Source organism: Nitrosopumilus sp. Nsub (assembly GCF_001541925.1).
Taxonomy (GTDB): domain Archaea; phylum Thermoproteota; class Nitrososphaeria; order Nitrososphaerales; family Nitrosopumilaceae; genus Nitrosopumilus.
In genome coordinates, this window is record NZ_LQMW01000008.1 from 93,486 (window position 1) to 111,129 (window position 17,644).

At 29.7% G+C, this 17,644-nt stretch carries 19 protein-coding genes and 1 tRNA gene; 11 read left to right on the top strand and 9 right to left on the bottom strand.

The window, feature by feature from the left end:
- Positions 1-1,458 (bottom strand): glycine--tRNA ligase, encoded by a 1,458-nt coding sequence (gene glyS, locus AW732_RS01305; RefSeq protein WP_067957368.1) that lies wholly within the window; start codon positions 1,456-1,458, stop codon positions 1-3.
- Positions 1,459-1,489: 31 nt separating this feature from the next.
- Complete coding sequence (locus tag AW732_RS01310) at positions 1,490-2,329, bottom strand: deoxyribonuclease IV (RefSeq protein WP_067957371.1); 840 nt, start codon at positions 2,327-2,329, stop codon at positions 1,490-1,492.
- A gap of 86 nt (positions 2,330-2,415) precedes the next feature.
- Between AW732_RS01310 and AW732_RS01315 the strand changes: the two genes are divergently transcribed.
- From AW732_RS01315 to AW732_RS01335, 5 genes are read left to right on the top strand one after another with little or no spacing between them, the layout of a single operon-like run.
- A complete protein-coding gene (locus tag AW732_RS01315; RefSeq protein WP_067957373.1) occupies positions 2,416-3,444 on the top strand; it encodes a DNA primase in 1,029 nt (342 codons plus the stop codon).
- Complete coding sequence (locus AW732_RS01320) at positions 3,444-4,568, top strand: DNA primase small subunit domain-containing protein (protein ID WP_067957377.1); 1,125 nt, start codon at positions 3,444-3,446, stop codon at positions 4,566-4,568. The genes AW732_RS01315 and AW732_RS01320 overlap by 1 nt, the downstream gene beginning before the upstream one ends.
- Before the next feature lie 47 nt (positions 4,569-4,615).
- Positions 4,616-7,471 (top strand): UPF0182 family protein, encoded by a 2,856-nt coding sequence (locus AW732_RS01325; RefSeq protein ID WP_067957524.1) that lies wholly within the window; start codon positions 4,616-4,618, stop codon positions 7,469-7,471.
- Positions 7,472-8,014 (top strand): gamma-glutamyl-gamma-aminobutyrate hydrolase family protein, encoded by a 543-nt coding sequence (locus AW732_RS01330; RefSeq protein WP_067957380.1) that lies wholly within the window; start codon positions 7,472-7,474, stop codon positions 8,012-8,014.
- A gap of 34 nt (positions 8,015-8,048) precedes the next feature.
- Positions 8,049-9,011, top strand: coding sequence for a tetratricopeptide repeat protein (locus tag AW732_RS01335; protein WP_067957383.1), 963 nt, complete (start codon positions 8,049-8,051; stop codon positions 9,009-9,011).
- Here the strand turns inward: AW732_RS01335 and AW732_RS01340 are convergent.
- Positions 9,012-9,085: transfer RNA gene (locus AW732_RS01340), tRNA-Gly, on the bottom strand. It abuts the gene before it with no gap.
- 52 nt (positions 9,086-9,137) lie between these two features.
- Here AW732_RS01340 and AW732_RS01345 point away from each other — a divergent pair.
- From AW732_RS01345 to AW732_RS01365, 5 genes are all read left to right on the top strand, one after another.
- The gene (locus AW732_RS01345) at positions 9,138-9,311 is read left to right on the top strand and encodes a zinc-domain-containing protein (protein ID WP_067957386.1); all 174 of its coding nucleotides are present in this window, start codon (positions 9,138-9,140) and stop codon (positions 9,309-9,311) included.
- Positions 9,312-9,508: 197 nt separating this feature from the next.
- A complete protein-coding gene (locus AW732_RS01350) occupies positions 9,509-9,907 on the top strand; it encodes a S6e family ribosomal protein (RefSeq protein WP_067957390.1) in 399 nt (132 codons plus the stop codon).
- Between the two features lie 31 nt (positions 9,908-9,938).
- Complete coding sequence (locus AW732_RS01355) at positions 9,939-11,201, top strand: translation initiation factor IF-2 subunit gamma (protein ID WP_067957393.1); 1,263 nt, start codon at positions 9,939-9,941, stop codon at positions 11,199-11,201.
- Complete coding sequence (locus tag AW732_RS01360; protein WP_067957396.1) at positions 11,194-11,562, top strand: twitching motility protein PilT; 369 nt, start codon at positions 11,194-11,196, stop codon at positions 11,560-11,562. The genes AW732_RS01355 and AW732_RS01360 overlap by 8 nt, the downstream gene beginning before the upstream one ends.
- Before the next feature lie 34 nt (positions 11,563-11,596).
- On the top strand, positions 11,597-12,025 hold the full coding sequence (locus AW732_RS01365; protein ID WP_067957401.1) for a YbhB/YbcL family Raf kinase inhibitor-like protein: 429 nt from the start codon (positions 11,597-11,599) through the stop codon (positions 12,023-12,025).
- 9 nt (positions 12,026-12,034) lie between these two features.
- On the opposite strand, the gene AW732_RS01370 is transcribed toward AW732_RS01365, so the two are convergent.
- Genes AW732_RS01370 through cobO form a run of 3 tightly spaced genes read right to left on the bottom strand, consistent with a single transcriptional unit; the run spans position 12,035 to position 13,596 of the window.
- A complete protein-coding gene (locus AW732_RS01370) occupies positions 12,035-12,190 on the bottom strand; it encodes an RNA-protein complex protein Nop10 (RefSeq protein WP_067957404.1) in 156 nt (51 codons plus the stop codon).
- A 1-nt stretch (position 12,191) separates the two neighbouring features.
- Complete coding sequence (locus tag AW732_RS01375; protein ID WP_067957407.1) at positions 12,192-12,983, bottom strand: S1 RNA-binding domain-containing protein; 792 nt, start codon at positions 12,981-12,983, stop codon at positions 12,192-12,194.
- A gap of 40 nt (positions 12,984-13,023) precedes the next feature.
- Positions 13,024-13,596, bottom strand: coding sequence for a cob(I)yrinic acid a,c-diamide adenosyltransferase (cobO, locus tag AW732_RS01380; RefSeq protein WP_256381629.1), 573 nt, complete (start codon positions 13,594-13,596; stop codon positions 13,024-13,026).
- 45 nt (positions 13,597-13,641) lie between these two features.
- On the opposite strand from cobO, the gene AW732_RS01385 reads away from it, so the two are divergent.
- A complete protein-coding gene (locus AW732_RS01385) occupies positions 13,642-14,997 on the top strand; it encodes a cobyrinate a,c-diamide synthase (protein WP_067957412.1) in 1,356 nt (451 codons plus the stop codon).
- A gap of 201 nt (positions 14,998-15,198) precedes the next feature.
- Here the strand turns inward: AW732_RS01385 and AW732_RS01390 are convergent, their stop codons facing one another.
- The 3 genes from AW732_RS01390 to AW732_RS01400 are packed head-to-tail and all read right to left on the bottom strand — an operon-like array spanning position 15,199 to position 17,631.
- The gene (locus AW732_RS01390) at positions 15,199-15,840 is read right to left on the bottom strand and encodes a precorrin-8X methylmutase (protein WP_067957414.1); all 642 of its coding nucleotides are present in this window, start codon (positions 15,838-15,840) and stop codon (positions 15,199-15,201) included.
- Positions 15,830-16,582, bottom strand: a complete 753-nt coding sequence (locus AW732_RS01395; RefSeq protein WP_067957416.1) for a CbiX/SirB N-terminal domain-containing protein — start codon at positions 16,580-16,582, stop codon at positions 15,830-15,832. Before AW732_RS01395 ends, AW732_RS01390 begins: the two co-directional genes overlap by 11 nt.
- The gene (locus tag AW732_RS01400) at positions 16,579-17,631 is read right to left on the bottom strand and encodes a cobalamin biosynthesis protein (RefSeq protein WP_067957420.1); all 1,053 of its coding nucleotides are present in this window, start codon (positions 17,629-17,631) and stop codon (positions 16,579-16,581) included. The genes AW732_RS01395 and AW732_RS01400 overlap by 4 nt, the downstream gene beginning before the upstream one ends.
- Positions 17,632-17,644 lie beyond the last annotated feature (13 nt).

Genomic DNA, 17,644 nt, shown 5'->3' on the forward strand with positions numbered 1-17,644 from the left:
TTAAGGAAATCCTATAGATTCTAACAAAATTGAATCAATTTTAGAAATATCTACTCTACTTTGTTCCATAGAATCTCTTTTTCTAATTGTTACTGTATTGTCTTCTAATGTTTGATGATCAACTGTGATTGCAAAAGGAGCACCAATTTCATCTAATCTTCTATATCTTCTACCAATTGCACCTGAATGATCCAAAAATGCGTCACATTTTCTTTTAATGTTAAGAAAAATTTCATCTGTTTTTTCTTTTAATCCATCTTTTTTAACTAATGATAAGATTCCAACATGAACTGGAGATAAATATGGTTTTAATGATAAAACCATACGTTCGTGTTCTTCATCATTTTTTAATGAATGTTCTAAAATTGTATATAGACTCCTATCAATTCCCATAGAAATTTCAAATACATGTGGTAAAACTTTTTCATCATTATCCATCACTTCAAATTTTTCTTTACTCATATTTGCATGGCTGGACAAGTCATAATCTGATCTATAATTACATGCTACAAGTTCAAGCCAACCAATTGTTGTTTCAACTTCAAAATCAAATGCAACTTCAGCATAGAAAGCTTTTTCCTTATTTCCTAATTTTCTAAATCTACTTTTTGAAATATCAATTCCTGTTTTTTCATAAAATTCAGTTAAAATTCCTAAATAATATGCCACAAATTTATTCGGAACAGTACCTGATTCTAAAGCCTCTTTACAAGTCATAGAAATTGGTTTGTCATCTGTTTGAACTCTAATTACTGTTTTTTCTACTTCTGCAAATTTCTCAACACTATCTAATTTAGTTGGGTTACAAAATACTTCGATTTCTGCTTGATAAAATTCTCTTAAACGAAGTAAGCTCTGTCTAGGTGCAATTTCATTTCTAAAACTTTTTCCAACTTGAGCAATTCCTAACGGCAGTTTTCCTCTCATAGTTTTGAAAAGTCTAGGGAAATCAACAAATATTGATTGACATGTTTCAGGTCTGAGATATGCTTCTTCTTCTTGAGGACCAATACCAACTTTAAACATCATATTGAATTTTTTTGTTGAACTAAAATCACCTTTACATTTTGGGCATTGTATTTTATTTTCTTTAATTGCATTATCAAATTCAATTAAATCTGCACTTTCAGGAATCTCAATACCTGCAATTTCAGCAATTGTTCTATCTGCTCTAAATGTTGAATTACATTTTGTACATTTTATTATCGGATCTGCAAAATTACCTAAATGACCTGATGCCTCAAAAACTGATTTAGACATAATTTGTGAACCATCAATTTCCATCATTCCATCCCTTCGGATTAATTCTCTTCTCCATAATTCAAGAAATTTATTTTTTAAACTAACGCCGGATGGTCCATATTCCCAAAAACCAGCATTTGCATCTGAATAAACTTCACAGCTTGGAAAATAAAATCCTCGTTCAAGTGCTAATTTCATAACTTCTTCATAATTCATTATTCATTTACCTCAATAATCGTATACATTTCTATGCATACCCTTTTGCTATTTTGACATTCTCAAAATCATCTCTATCATCATCAATTGGTGTTTCTAAAATTATTGGAATTTTTTTCTTGTTTGCAAATTTAACAACAGATTTTATTCCTTCTTCACCTATTCCTCCTAATCCTAAATGATAATGCCTGTCAAGATTGCATCCAATTTCTCCTCTTGCATCGTTTAAATGAAGAATTTTCAAATTTTTAACTCCAACATGTTTGTCAAATTCTTTAAAAGTTTCTTTTACTTTGTCTTCTGTACGTAAATCATATCCTGCAACAAATGCATGACACGTATCTAGACAAACACCAAATTTTTTTTCTGGTTTCAATTGTTTAAAAATTTCACCAAGCTGCTGAAAATCTGAACCAACAGAATTTTTTTGCCCTGCAGTATTTTCTAGTAAAATTTTAACATCATTTTTTGTTTGACCAGCTTTTGTTAGGGCTTTAACTAATTTTTTAATTCCAGCTTCTTCTCCAGTTCCTAAATGACTACCAAGATGTGTTACCAAATATGGTATTCCTAGTTGTGCACATCTTTCAACTTCATTAATCAATGTTTTAACTGATTTTTCAAACCCATCATCTTTTGGAGTAGCTAAATTTGGTAAATATGGCATATGTGCACATGTTGCCAATCTATCAATTTTACTTGCTTTTAGTTTTGATTTGAATAAGTCAATATCCTCTTTTGTTAGATCCTTTGCATGCCATCCTCTTGGATTTCTTGTAAAAATCTGAAATGCAGAACATTCTCTTTCAACTGCATTATCTACTGATTTATCTATTGAACCAGATATTGAGACATGGCAACCTACTTGCATATTTAATTAATTTCTTAAAACATAATTTAAACCAGCGTTCAAAAATTAAGAACCAGATTTTTATGTAAATTATTCAATTAATAATCATGCTAGTTCTTGGACAAGATGAAAAAGCAAAATATCCCTTTTTGGCTGATGCAGGAGAATATTTGAAAGATAAGGGCTTTTCTTTAACTCAATTTGGTAGCGATCCAGTTCTAAAATTATCAGTTGAAAAAGCACTACATAGAATTAAAGTTGCAGCAGCAGGTGAAGTGTATAAATCAGATTTGATTGATGGTCAAGCATCAAAAGATTATGTTCTTGAAAGAGAAGTATTTTCTTTTCTTTTAGCAATAGTTTTGATTAAATTAACTGGCATGTCTACACTTGTCAAAAGATTTGCTTTAGCTGAAGCTAGAAGAGCAGAAAATTATTTGGAAAAGGATTTAGGCAATGCATCTAATAAATCAAAAATTGATTTAGCAACTAGAATTATTTATGATTTGTTCAATATTGAAATCATTAAAGAAAATGATTTTTTTGTAATGCCTGTATCTGATTACTTAAAACACTCAGTTACTTTTCACGAACGTGAATGGAAATTAATCAATAGACATGTTGAAAATGGAAAAGTATTCCTTACTCCTGATAAGACAGTTAGATTAATTCGAAAAGAATTAGGCAATTACATAAGTTCTAAAATCACAAATGCACCTAAACCATCTATGATCCCTGGACTTGAAAAAATTGTTGATGAATTAATTACAATTTCTAAAAAACTCACACCAACTTATACAATTACTACTGGTGAATATCCGCCATGTATCAAACATGCAATTGATGTACTTGAAAAGGGTGAAAATCTTCCACACTCAGGAAGATTCATGCTTGCAACTTTTCTTTTATCTCGAGGACAAACAGTTCAACAAATTGCACCTTTATTCAAAAACGCACCTGATTACAATTCTCGAGTAACACTTTACCAACTAAATCATCTTGCAGGAACTTCAGGTAGTGCAACAACATATGCTTGTCCTTCGTGTGAAAAATTAAAAACACAGGATCTCTGTTTTATTACAAAAGAATGTGATAATATCATTAATCCATCCCAATTTGGAAAAAAGAGAAAATAATGAATGAAATTAATATTAAATTTTTAGAGGATTCATTTAAAAAATATTATTTTAATCATTTTGAACTAATCCCTATACCTCAACGTACACCCGAAAGGGAATTTGGTTTTCAAAAATTCAATTCTAGTTTTTTTAATAGACACATTTCATTAAAAGATGGTAAAGAATTACGTCTACTATTTATGCAAAATACTCCATCTGACGTTTATTGTTCAAATGCATATTATGCATTCCCAAATTCCCCAATGAATGAAAAAGATTGGAAAGAAGCTGATTTAATTTTTGATATTGATGCTAAAGATCTTGATTTACCCTGTAGGCCTAATCATACTGTATCTATTTGTAACCAATGTAGTGAAATTACAAAAAATAATAATCAATGCACAAAATGTAATTCAAATAAATTAGAAAAAAAATCTTTACCCTGTAAAACTTGTATGAATGCATCAAAAGTTGAAGTTAAAAAATTAACTGAAATTTTAATTAATGATCTAGGAATTGAAAAAGAAAATATTCAAATTTATTTTTCTGGTAATGAAGGATTTCATGTTTATGTTTTTAATTCACAATTTCAAAAACTTGGTTCAAAAGAAAGATCTGAACTTGTTGATTACATTATGTTTCGTGGAGCGATTCCGGAAACATTTGGAATGAAAAAATTTAAACCTAATCGATCATCATTTCCAGATTTCAATCAAAATGGATGGAATGGAAGATTTTCTAAACAAGTTTTTGGTTCTAAATCAAAACGTTCAAAAATTATTTCAGAATTACTTGAAAATGGTTATTCTTCATTTCAAAAAACACTTGAACATGTTTCAGAAGAAATTGGTGTCAAAATTGATCCTAATGTAACAATGGATATCCATAGAATTTTTAGATTGCCTGGTTCAATTAATAGCAAAAGTGGTTTAACTAAACTTCTTTGTACTGATATCACAAAATTTGATCCATACAATGATGCATGTTTTCTTAATGATGAACCTGTTGAAGTTTTAGCAACATGTCCAGTAGAATTTAAATTAAAAAATAAAAAATTTGGCCCATTTTTGAATGAAAAAATTTCAATACCAACATATGCTGCAGCCTATTTAATTTGTAAAAAATTAGCAACAATTGCTTAATTTTGCTGGTAAGGCTTTAATTTAGTGAATCATGACTCAATGTGATTTTGTATAGTGCCTCTACTGATAAGCAGACTCCGCCACCTGATACTGGGAAATTCATCAGGTTAGCCATAATTGCAGTTATAGGAATTGTAATTTTTGTAATGGTCGGAAATCAAGCAGTAGTCTTATCAATGAATTTTACTGAATTTGGAGAACAATTCACAAAGCCGTTATACTATACCATTCTTTCAACTTTGATTTTATCAGCAATTGCTCTTATTCGTGTAAATATTGCAGGTAGATCTTCCATTTTTTGGTATGGTATCAATACTGCAATAGGATTTATTGCTAGAGGTCCACAACAATCTGTTTCAGCTGATGTTCAAAGTTTTAGAGATTACAAATTAACCTCTCCACAATTCATTCTTTGGCAAATAACTAAGGTTTTGCTATTTGGAGCATTTTTTGCAAATATCATGTTTGGATTTGCAGCAATGTCCTTTATTGATGGAAATACTCTAGGTGTTGAAAATTTACCAAAATTATTCTCTTTACCATTTGTAACTCCTGATACAAATCCAAACTATGCATCTGAAGAAGTCGTTCCAATGATTCCTGCATTAGTTATTTTGATTCCTCCGATTCTTGCTGCAATTGGTTTACGTTTAGTTTTGTACGTTGGTATTCATAGAATTATTGATGTTATTACAAGTTATTTGAAAGACTCTAAAGAAGGAAAACCACGTTTTCTAAATTATGTTTCTACTGTTGAAGGAATTTTTGGAATTGCAATTTTGTGGGTTGGAATAAATCTTTTCTTCACTGATCAAATTGATTATAATACAAGATATGTAATAGGTGGAACACTTGCAATTGGCGCAGCTTTAATTGCATTTTCAGTAATTGATAGAATTAGAGCACGTGTGTTAACTCACATGTTTAAGCGTGATGTAATTATTAGATTTGCTACAATTCTTCTAATTGGGTTAATAGTTGGTGGTACTGTTGCAGTTAACAATAGTATTGCTGATGCAAAGAAAATTGAATTTTTAGGACCATATACTGCTCAACAAATTGGTGTTAATAGATATCTGGGAGAATTAAACAATGTTCAAGAAAATATTCATGATGTTCAACTAACGTCAGTTTCTTCAAATAATATTAAAAATTATGTTAAACAAAATAGCGATGTATTAGATGTAATTCGAGTTTGGGATTGGGAAGCTGCATTTGCCAAATTAAAACCTGAGATAGGACTAATTCCATATGTTGACTTTGAAGATAATGATATTCTTAGATTTAACAATACATTATATTGGACTGCTTCAATGAAACCAATTCTACCAACTTCAGTTAGTCTTGATAATAGATGGTATAATGAACATCTTGTTTACACTCACGTTCCAGAAGGATTTTTGACTTTAGAAGCAACTGATGGTCAGATTGTTGATAGTGGTGATTTTTTCAAACAAAGAGAAATTTACTATGGTGAAGGTGGTTTATTTGAACAAACATGGTCTGGTTATCCCACTGGAAGAGGTGATACTAGCGCAGAATTAGGAGGTGTTTCTTATTCTGGAATTGGAGGTTTGGATGTTCCACCGCCATTAAGTTGGATTTTTGAACCAAACTTTTTGCTTTCATTCCCAGGCGAATCTGTTCATATAATGAGATACAAGGATGTAAATGATAGAATGGAAACGTTATATCCGTACTTCTTGTATGATTTGTTTGGAAAAGAATTGGATTCTTTACCAGTAACTGATGGTGAAAATTCTTATTGGCTTATACCATTAATCATTGGATTTGATACACGTGATGTTCCTTGGTCTGTTGGTAATCCGTATTTACGTTTAGTAGGTTATGCACTTGTTGATTCGTATAATGGTGATATTCAATTATTGAAAACTGGTGATGATTTCTTTTCAGAAATGTTTGCTAGTCAATACTCTGAACAATTCAAACCAATGCCAGCTTGGTTAGAAGAACAAATTAGATATCCAGTTGAATTATTCAATTGGAAAACTGAGATGTATAATATTTACCATGTAACAAATGTTGAAACATTCATCCAAGCAAATGAATTTTATGAAATTCCTAGAGGACTTGACACATATTATGTTGAAGCAAAACCACCTGGATTTGAACAAACATCATTTTTGGGATTACTTTCATTGGAATTGAAAGGCTCACAAGGAAGAAATCTTGCAGGTTACATGGTTGTTGAAAATGATCTTGCTAATTTAGGTCAATTACAATTTTATGAAATTCCTTTAGACTCTGAAACTAAATTAATTGGACCTACTGCAGTAAGAGAAGCTCTTGATAGAGATCCTGAATTTGCTCAATTGAAAACATTATTGAGAAATCCAAGAATTGGTGATAATATTTTGTATCGTGTAGGTGACCATGATGTATACTTTATTCCTGTTTACACAGCAGGAGCAGGTGGAGTAGTAGCACAATTAGGTACAATTGCAGCAGTTGGTGCAGCATTTAATGGAGAATATTTTGTAGGATTAGGTGATACTCAGGAAGAAGCATTTGAACAATATTTGAAGAAAGTATCTGGTGTGGCATCAACAACCACAACTGCTGATGATGATTATGTTGAATTACTAAAATCTGATAGGATTGATATTATAAAATCTGTATTTGAAAATAATGAAATTGGAATTGCTGAACCAACATCAATTCAAATTCCGTTATCATTCAATGAAGGTGAATTATTCTTCTTTACTGAAGATGATCGTGCTGATACAGAGGAATTCTTAGCCAAATTCATAGATGACTTTGTAAAACCACGTAGTGATAGAGTATTCATGTGGGAAGAAGACACAATTCTCAATATTGGTACTGTGTATGTAAAAGATGGATTACCTGAAATACATTATGTATCAATTGAGGTTGGTAACTAATTGCTTCTTGTTGTTGATAACGGATCTATCTATACAAACCAATTAACTGATTTCTTAAAGGAAAAAAAAATTATTTTTGAAAAGTTTACTCCTGAATCTTTTAATTTGAATTCATTAAAAAATTATGAATCAATAATTCTATCTGGAAGAAGAAAAAATAATAAAAAAATTAATGAAGTAAATTCAAAAATAATTAATTTTTCAATAAATCATAACAAAAAATTACTTGGGATATGTTACGGTGCAGAAATCTTGGCCCTTACACTAGGAGGTACTATAAGAAAATCCTCATCTATTCAAAAGGGTAATGAAATTATTGAAATTTTACAAAACAATTTGACTCCAAAAAAATTAATTAATGTTTTTGAGAGTCATGCTTTTGAAATTTCTAAATTACCTAATATGCTAGTTGTAACTGGCAAATCAAAAAATTGTAAATATGAAATTATTCAACACAAAGAAAAACCGATTTTTGGAACTCAATTTCATCCTGAAATGAGTACTGATGGAAATAATTTAATTGAAAATTTTTGCTCACTTTGATTGATATTAATAACTCTCAAAATTTCTTGTAAATATGGAAGAAGAGGATCATCAATTACTCTTACCTTTAGTTGAGAATGAGAATATTTGTCTTCCTTTACCGATTAATGTTGTATCCAGATATTGGAATATTGAATTACCTATGGCTGAGGCTATTGATTCTGCAAAGAAATATTCTGATTTTAATGGAAGTATAATTATTGAAGGAATTGAACTTGCTGAAAGACATGGATTATCTTGCAAAATTGTTCATTCATCCTTAAATGAATTAAAAAAAATTATTGATGCAGGAATACCTCCAATAGTAATTCTTCCTGGAATTCCTGAAATTACACAACATGCTTCAGTAATTACTGGTTACAATGAAGATGAAAAAACAATTTTACATTATATTCAAAAAGGTAATCTAGAAGGAGAACAACAAGAGGGTGCAATACCTCAAGAAATTTTTGATAGAGAATGGTCTGAAGAAGGAAGACTGATGATAATTATCGCTCCTTCAGATATTTTATCAAAAATTACATTAGAAAATGATTCTAAAAATAGATCTAATCGGTTATGTTTTGATTCTGAAAAACAAAATATTTTACAAAACTATTCAGAAGCACTATCATCATTAAAGGAATCTATAGAACTTGATCCAAATAATTCTACTGCCTTGCATTTGTATGCAACAATGCTAAATCAACAAAACGTACCTGAATGTATTTCATTTTATGAACAAAGTTTCAAAATTAATACCAGATCATATTTAACATTTAATGGATTAGGAAATTTCTATTTAAAAACAAATGAGTTTGAAAAAGCAGAAAAGTTTTACAGTAAAGCAATTGAAATTAATCCAAAAAGATCAGCAAAAATTTACAAAAATCGTGCTTATCTACGTGAAAAATTAAATAAAAATTCTGACGCCAAGGAAGATCTTAAATCATATTTGAAATATTTTCCAAAAGCACATGATAGAGGAATAATAGAGCAAGCAATAAGAGAAATTTAATGCGGAATACGGGATTTGAACCCGTGACCTTCAGCTTGGGAAGCTGACGTCATACCAGACTAAACTAATTCCGCTTACTGAATGATTTTCAAATATGATTAAATATCTTAATTACAAATATTTTGTATGGATGCAAAATGTCCTGAATGTGAAAGAGTTGCAATCTTAGATGATGATGTTACTAGTGTAAAGTGTCCTCATTGTAATTTTGAAGCAGATTATGATACGTATCTTGAGATAATGAAAGATCATGCTATGAATATGGCATCAGATTATATTCCAGATCGACCTGGAATGTGATTACCAATAATTCCCTTTATCTGAACAATCTAAATGGGCTCCACAATTTGAACAAAACATATGACATGCTTGCATGTCCACCATTTTGTTTTCACATCTTGGACATATGATCTCTTCACCCATGACTATCTTAGGAAATATTGATTTAAAAATAATGTCCAAAGGTTAATTAGTACTTCAACTTTTTTTTCGTATACTTGGCAAATTTCAAGATTACAGTATCCGATATTAAAGGAAAGTCTCTATCTAAGGAACTTAAAGATAGTGATGCAAATCCATTACTAGGATTACAATTAGGAAATGAAACAGATGCTACAGTTGTTGGTCTTAGTGGAAAATTAAAACTAACTGGTGGTAGTGATAAATCTGGAGTTCCTATGAGAGATGATGTTCATGGTTCAGCAAGAAAACGTGTTTTACTTTCCAAAGGTGTTGGATTGCAAGATGCAGAACATGGTGATCGAGTAAGAAAATTAATTCGTGGAAATACAATCTCTGAAGAAATTTATCAAATAAATTGTAAATTTGATGGCGAATTACCAGTTGAAGCACCTGCTGAAGAATCAACTGAAAAAACTGAAGACAAGAAAGAATAACTTAACATATACCGATTCTATATTTTGACTCATGCATTGGCGAGAAACGCTTCCTGATTGGTACATTAAAAAATATGGTTATCAACCATGTGTCAATATAGGAACCTCTGGACATGTAGATCACGGAAAAACTAGTCTTATTCAAGCATTAACAGGTTCATGGACTAGTGTACATAGTCAAGAATTAAAACGTGGAATCACAATACGTGTTGGTTATTCTGATGCTGCTTTTTACAAATGTAAAAAATGTGAAGAACCATTGGGATACTCTACTACTCCAAAATGTAATAATTGTGGAGATGAAAGTGAATTATCTAGAGTTGTAAGTTTTGTAGATAGTCCTGGACACGAAAGTTTGATGGCAAACATGCTTTCAGGCTCTGCCTTAATGGATGGAGCATTATTGTTAGTTGCATCAAATGAACAAGTTCCTAGACCACAAACAAAGGAACATCTTTTAGCTCTTCAAACTCTAGGAATCAAACAAATAGTTATTCTTCAAAATAAAGTGGATTTACTTTCTCGTGATGAAGTATTAGCAAATTATAATGATATCATCAAATTCGTTAAGGGAACAAATGCAGCAAAATCACCAGTCATTCCAATTTCTGCTCAATCTGGTTTAAATCTTGATGCATTAATCGGTTTAATTGAATCTACAATTGAAACACCTGAACGAGATGAAAAAGCTGATCCAGTAATGCATGTTTTACGTTCTTTTGATGTTAACAAACCTGGAATTAAATTGAAAGATATCAAAGGAGGTGTAATTGGCGGAAGTTTAACTCAGGGAATTTTTAATGTTGGTGACGAAATTGAAATTAAACCTGGTCTAATTAATGAAAAAAAGAAATCATATGAACCAATTCTCACAGAAATTACATCATTAGGAACTGCTGCAGGAATTGTTGAATCAGTTAAACCTGGAGGCTTAGTTGCAATTGGTACCAAATTAGATCCATCCATGACTCGAAGTGATTCCTTTATTGGTTCGGTAATCGGCAAACCTGGAACACTTCCAGAAAATTCTACAAAACTAAAACTAAGTGTAAATTTATTTGATTCAGCTGTGGGAACTACTGAAGATATCAAAGTAAATCCTATTCAAAATGGTGAATTACTTCGATTAAACATTGGAACTGCTCCTGTTTTAGGTAAAGTCACAAAAGTCAAATCATCTAATGTAGAAATTGAACTTAGACGACCTGCTTGCATCTTTGAAGATGGACATGTCGCAATAAGTAGAAGAATTGCTGAAAGATGGAGATTGATTGGTGCAGGTATAGTTGGTTGAAGTAATCTGTGATACCAATTTTTTAATTCATTTAGCAACTAGAAGAATCAAAAATATTGATAATTTAGATACAGAAATAGGCTCGATCTCTTTTACTGTTCCAAAAGTTGTTAAAAATGAATTAAATAGATTACAACAAATTCCAGAAAAAAATAAAGAAATTACAATTACATTAAATTTTATAAAAAATTTTAAAATTATTTCAATAAATGGAATTTATGCAGATCAAGAATTAATTAATTATGTAAAAAATAATCGTAGTATAATCGGCACAATGGATAAAGGTCTTAAAAATAAAATCAAAAAACTTGATAGTTCTATTTTATCAATTCATAATGATAAGATAGTTCTTGAAAGTTAGAAAACTTTATTTTTAAAATAATTTATTGAATTTTATGTCTGAATTTACTATAACTAGTTCTGATTTTAATGATGGGGATGAAATTCCAAACAAATTTGGGTATAAATTTGAAAATAAAGAACCAAAACTGGATTTTAAAAATATTCCAGATGGTACTAAAAGTATTGGATTAATTATGGATGATCCTGATGCAATGGCTGCAGTTGGAAAAGTCTGGGTACATTGGTTACAATATTTTGACTATCCTTCAAAAAATTTGATTGTTGAAGGAAAAACTGATTTTGATGAAATTGGATATGGCGGACCAGCACCACCTAATGGACGTCACACATACATCTTCAAAGGATATGCTCTTGATACCTCATTAGATTTGAAAGAAGGTTATTCCAAACAAGAACTAGAAGATTTGATGAATGGTCATGTTATTGCAGAAGCACAATTAACAGGAACTTTTGCACCTTAATCTTATTTTTTAGGAATATCTTTCTGCTAATCTATATCTCATGTATTTGTCATCTGGTGAAAATTTAGCTGGATGTACAGATTTTGTATCTTCACCACATTTTGGACACTTATTTTTTAACGTATAGTGATTACATTTTGAGCATTTTCTTAATTGAAATCTCATTTTAATTTTCTCTTGTTTTTTTAGAATCTTCTCTTGTAAATTTGAATGAACCTTTTTTCTTTTCTATATTAGTTTGAATTTCTTGAATTATGGGTTTTAATGATTTTTCAGCAGATTTGAAGTCTTCAGATGTTATTGATATTCGGTATTTTGGTGCACCCAAATATGTGATATCTAATGTTGAATCCTTTTTAATTACATCTAACAATGTTTTCTTAATTATTTCAACTCCGTCTGATTTATTATTTGTAATTTCCATTATTCCTCTAATTTCTACGGATGGTAATTTTATTTTTGAACAAATATCTTCTATTGCAGTTGTAGTCTTTTTTGTTAATTTTAATTCTTTAATTGTAACAATTCCATTTCTGGCAATTTCCATAAATGCATCATAAACTGAATCAAATTTTGTGTAAATTTTATCTTCAATTTCTTCAATTTCTTCATCAGATAGTTTTGTTTTATCTTGAACATTTTGTAACAATGTTTTTCCTTTTTCAAATTTTTTGACTTCTTTTAATTTCCGCTTTTTTTGATCTTTAGAGACTTGTTTTAATGATAAATCTATATCGCCTGCTTTTACTTTTTTTACCAGTAAAACTTTCTTTTCTCCATCTTTTACAAATCGATTAACTGATCTAATCCAACCTGGAGCAATTTCGGAAATATGTAAAAATCCTTGAATATCGTCATATTCGTCTAACGTGACATATGCTCCATGATCCATCACTTTAGTCACTGTGGCTAGAATGATTTCACCTTGTTCAGGCATTTCTTGAATTTCAGTCGACAATTCTTCTAAAAATTTCCAATCTGTAAATTAATGTTGCTCGTTAGAAGTCAATTCCTTCTTTTGCTTTTATACCCTTTTGAAATGGATGCTTAATTTCTTTCATTTCTGTTACTAGATCTGCTGCCTCAATTACTTCTTCTTTGGCATAATTTCCTGTTAACACTAGATCCACATTCTGTGGTTTTGATTTTATTAAATCTAAAACATCTGTGAGAGAAATTAAATTAAGATTCACTGCATAATTTACTTCATCTAAAATTATTATATCGTATTTTCCTGATTGGATCTTTTCATTACTGATTTTAATTGCTTCTTTTGCAATTTTTTGATGATCTTCTTTTGGATTTTTATCGTCTATTATTCCAACAAATCCTTTACCTATGGCAACCATTTCAAATTCTGGTTCTAATCGTTTTGATGATTCCATTTCCCCATAATGCCAGGAACCTTTGATAAATTGAATCATACCTATTTTCTTTTTATATCCAGTTGCTCTTAATGCAATTCCTAATGCAGCAGTTGTTTTCCCTTTACCTTTTCCAGTATAAACAATTGTTAATCCATTCTTACTCATAATTATTAGTAAATTTTTATCAGTAAAAACATTCGTTATTTTTACAAGGTATCAATTTAAATAAAAAAAAATTCTACACATACATTGAAAATACCAAGAATTGTTTTAGCAGGAGCAACTAGTGGGGTTGGAAAGACATCGATCACATGTTCAATAATTTATGCTTTACAAAAAAGAGGTTTTTCAGTTCAACCATTTAAAGTCGGTCCTGATTATATTGATCCCAGTTATTTGTCAACTATTTCAAAAAATGAAACGTACAATCTTGATGTATGGTTAATGGGTAAAAAACAAGTTTTAGAAAGTTTTGTAACTCATTCAAATTCAGATATTTCAATTATTGAGGGTGTAATGGGATATTATGATGGATTTGAAGGAAATTCTAATCATGCCAGTACTCATCATATTGCATCCATAACTAAATCTCCTGTAATTTTAATTTTAGATGCAAGTAAAACTGCTCGTTCAATTGCTGCAACAGCTTTAGGATTTCAAAAATTTCATAAAAATTCTAGAATTGTTGGAATTATTTTGAATAAAATTGGAAGCAAAAAACATGAAATTTTGTGTAGAGATGCTTTAGAAAAAACAAAACTACCTATTATAGGAGTAATTCCAAAAAATCCAATTTTAAATTTAGAATCTAGGCATCTTGGATTAATTTCTACGTATGATAATAAAATTTTAAAAAATAAATTAGAAAAGATTACAAAAATAATTTCAGAGTCATTAGATGTAGATGAAATTTTAAAAATTATTAAAAATCCAATATCTATTCCCAAAAATAAAATTAAAACTAATAAAAAATCCCAAGTTAAAATTGCAGTTGCTTTAGATAATTCTTTTAATTTCTATTATGATGATAATTTGAATGCATTAAGACGTAATGGTGCATCATTAACATTCTTTAGTCCAATTAAAAACAAAAAAATTCCAAAATGTGATGGATTGTATATTGGTGGAGGATTTCCTGAAATATTAGGAAATGATTTATCAAAAAACCAACAAATGAAAAAATCAATTAAAAAATTGTCTGAAAATGATTTTCCTATTTATGCAGAATGTGGTGGATTGATGTATCTAACTAAATCTATTACAAATGATAAAAAAAAATACAAAATGGTTGGTTTGATAGATGCTGAAACAATTATGACAAAAAAAATGAGACTAAATTATACTAAAGGGAAATTATCTTGTAAAAATATTCTATCAAATACTTTACATAGATTTCAAGGTCATGAATTTCACTATTCTCAATTGAAATCAGTTGCATCTGATTCAAAATTTGCTTTTGATTTAGAAATTGGAGAAGGAATTCAAAACCATAGAGATGGAATTATACAAAATAATACTCTTGCTTCATATGGTCATCTGTATTTTGATAGTTCTAATTATGCTCAAATTTTTGTAAATAACTGTATGAATAATTCACGTAAGTAGATTTCATGTTGAGATAAAAATGGAAACTTCCTTTCCGGCAAAAACATGGAGAGCTCTATGATTTCTATTTGTTTGTGTATAACAGAATTCACTACTCATTTTATTAAAACATCATCAAAATTTGAACCTAGTGATAATTCAATTTAGGTTATCGCAAAACTAATTTTTTTTATATTATTTTCAATTTTTTTTAAATCGTTTCTAATTTGTTGATTCTGCTCTAATTAATTTAAAAATTGCATTAATTATTGCTGAAGCTGAAGAACTTCCTCCTTTTCTTCCTAAATTAGTAATGAACGGTGTTCCTTCTAATTTTGATAATTCTTCTTTTGATTCTGGTGCACAGATAAATCCAACTGGAATTCCTATGATTAATGCAGGTTTTACTATTCCTTCTTTTACCATTTCAATTACTTCCATTAAAGCAGTTGGTGCATTTCCTATGGCGACTATTCCGCCATCGATATCATCTTTTGCAACTCTCATTGAAACTTGAGAACGTGTTTTTCCTTCATCTTTAGCTTGTTGCATAATTTCTGGTTTTGAAATATTACAAACAATTTCATTTCCAAAATCTTTTGGATTTTGTTTATTTAGTCCACCAATTACTCCATTTACATCAACTACTATACTACATCCATTTTTTAGAGCATTCATCCCACTTTCTATCGCATCTTTTTGAAAAATGAGCCTATTTTTATCAGCAAAATCAAAATCAGCAGTAGAATGAATAATTCTTCTTACAATAGGCCATTCTTTTTCATTATAATTGTGTGAGCCTATTTCATCTTCAATCATTTTCATGCTGGCATCTTCAATTGATTGGCCTTTCTTAGTTTGCATTTTCTACTTCCTTTGCTCTTTCTAATATTAAATCTACCATTTTCTGATCTGTTCCAATATGTTTTGTTATATAGCTTTTTTGAATAGTAGAATTTTCTAATGCTGGAATCAAATCATTATTAATATCTGTTTTAACATGTGCTCCTTCATGAAGAAAATAAAATACATTTACTAGAACATTTGGATTATTTTTTTCACAATTTTTGATTCCTTCAAAAATATCTGGTTGTTCTATTTCTAACCATACTCTACTTACATTTCTATAATTATCTTTTAATTCATTTACAATATAATCAAGTGATCTTTGTGCATTTGGATCTACACTTCCATGACCAATAATCATTACATCTACATCTTTATTTTCTAAAGTAATTCCATTTTCTTTTAATGTTGAGTTTATTCTACTTTGAACTATTTCTATCAAAGTTTTATGCATAATCATTGGTTTGGTAACAAGAAATTTTACTTTAGTATCTTTTTGTAATTTCATAACATCTGAAACTGCATTTTTTACTTTTTTTCCTGGATATAGAAAATATGGAACTATTGTTAATGAGTCGATGTCTTGCTTAAGAGATTTTTCAATTCCATCTTCAATGTATGGTGGTTCCACTTCTAAAAAACAAAAATCAACAAAAGAATATTCTCCTTTATTTCTAATTCCTTCACAAATCACTTCTAATTCTTCAGATGCTTCTCTTTGTCTGCTTCCTCTATCTATTAGTAATAATCCTCGTTTCATTCCATTTTTCTCGCTATTGCCACGGTTAAATTTGGTGGGAATTTCTGTTTTTCTACAATTAATTCTCCTTTTGATACTTTAATTGCAGCAGCTTCAGAAACACTTGCTGTCCCTTCAAATGCTTTAACTGTAGTTGAAGGATTTGGAGTAATTATTTCGGCAAGTTCTTCTCTATCTACGTATTCTACAGGAATTTTCATTTCTTCTCCAAGTTCAATTAATCCTTTAACATCTTCAGGTTTTTTTATTGAAACTAGCTTAGCAATAGATTTAGAACTCAAATTGAATTTATCTAAACAATATTCTATTCCTTCTTTGATTGTTTCTTTAGTCGTATCCCAATGTAATCCAATTCCAATAACTAAACTTTCGGGACGATAAATTACAGATTCCTGAGATAATTTATTATCAATTACTCTATCTGAAATTATTAAATGTGCTTTAGAATTTGATTTTTTTAATTCATCTAAACTGTCATAAATTTTAACATTTTTTGGTAATTGTTTATACCACTCTTTGTTGCCCACTTGTTGATAAACACCTATGGACTCTTCATTCACCATATGTGCACTAATTTTTGTTACTGTTGTTTCATCATCAATCTTCCAACCAAACTCCTTACCAACCAAATCTACTGCAATTGTTTTGTTTACATCTGCAGCAGTTGTAATTACTGGTAAAGCATTTAATTTTTCAGCAATTTCCTGAGTTAATTCATTGGCTCCTCCAATATGACCTGATAAAACGCTAATTACAAAATTTGTTTTATCATCAATTACAATTACTGCAGGATCTATTTTTTTATCTTTTAAATGAGGTGCAACTAATCTAATTACTGCACCTAATGAAAAAAGGCAAATTAATGCATTAGAGTTTTTAAAAAGTTCAATTATTTTATTTGTTGTACCCTCCGAATACCATGTGATTTCATTATTTTTGTTAGTTAATTTTTCTGGTGCAAAAACATCCCAATTAGGAAATAATCCCTTTAGTTTTTCTCCAATTATAATGCCGTTTTTTGTAATTGCAAGAACTGATACCTTGTGCATAATCAAAAATTTC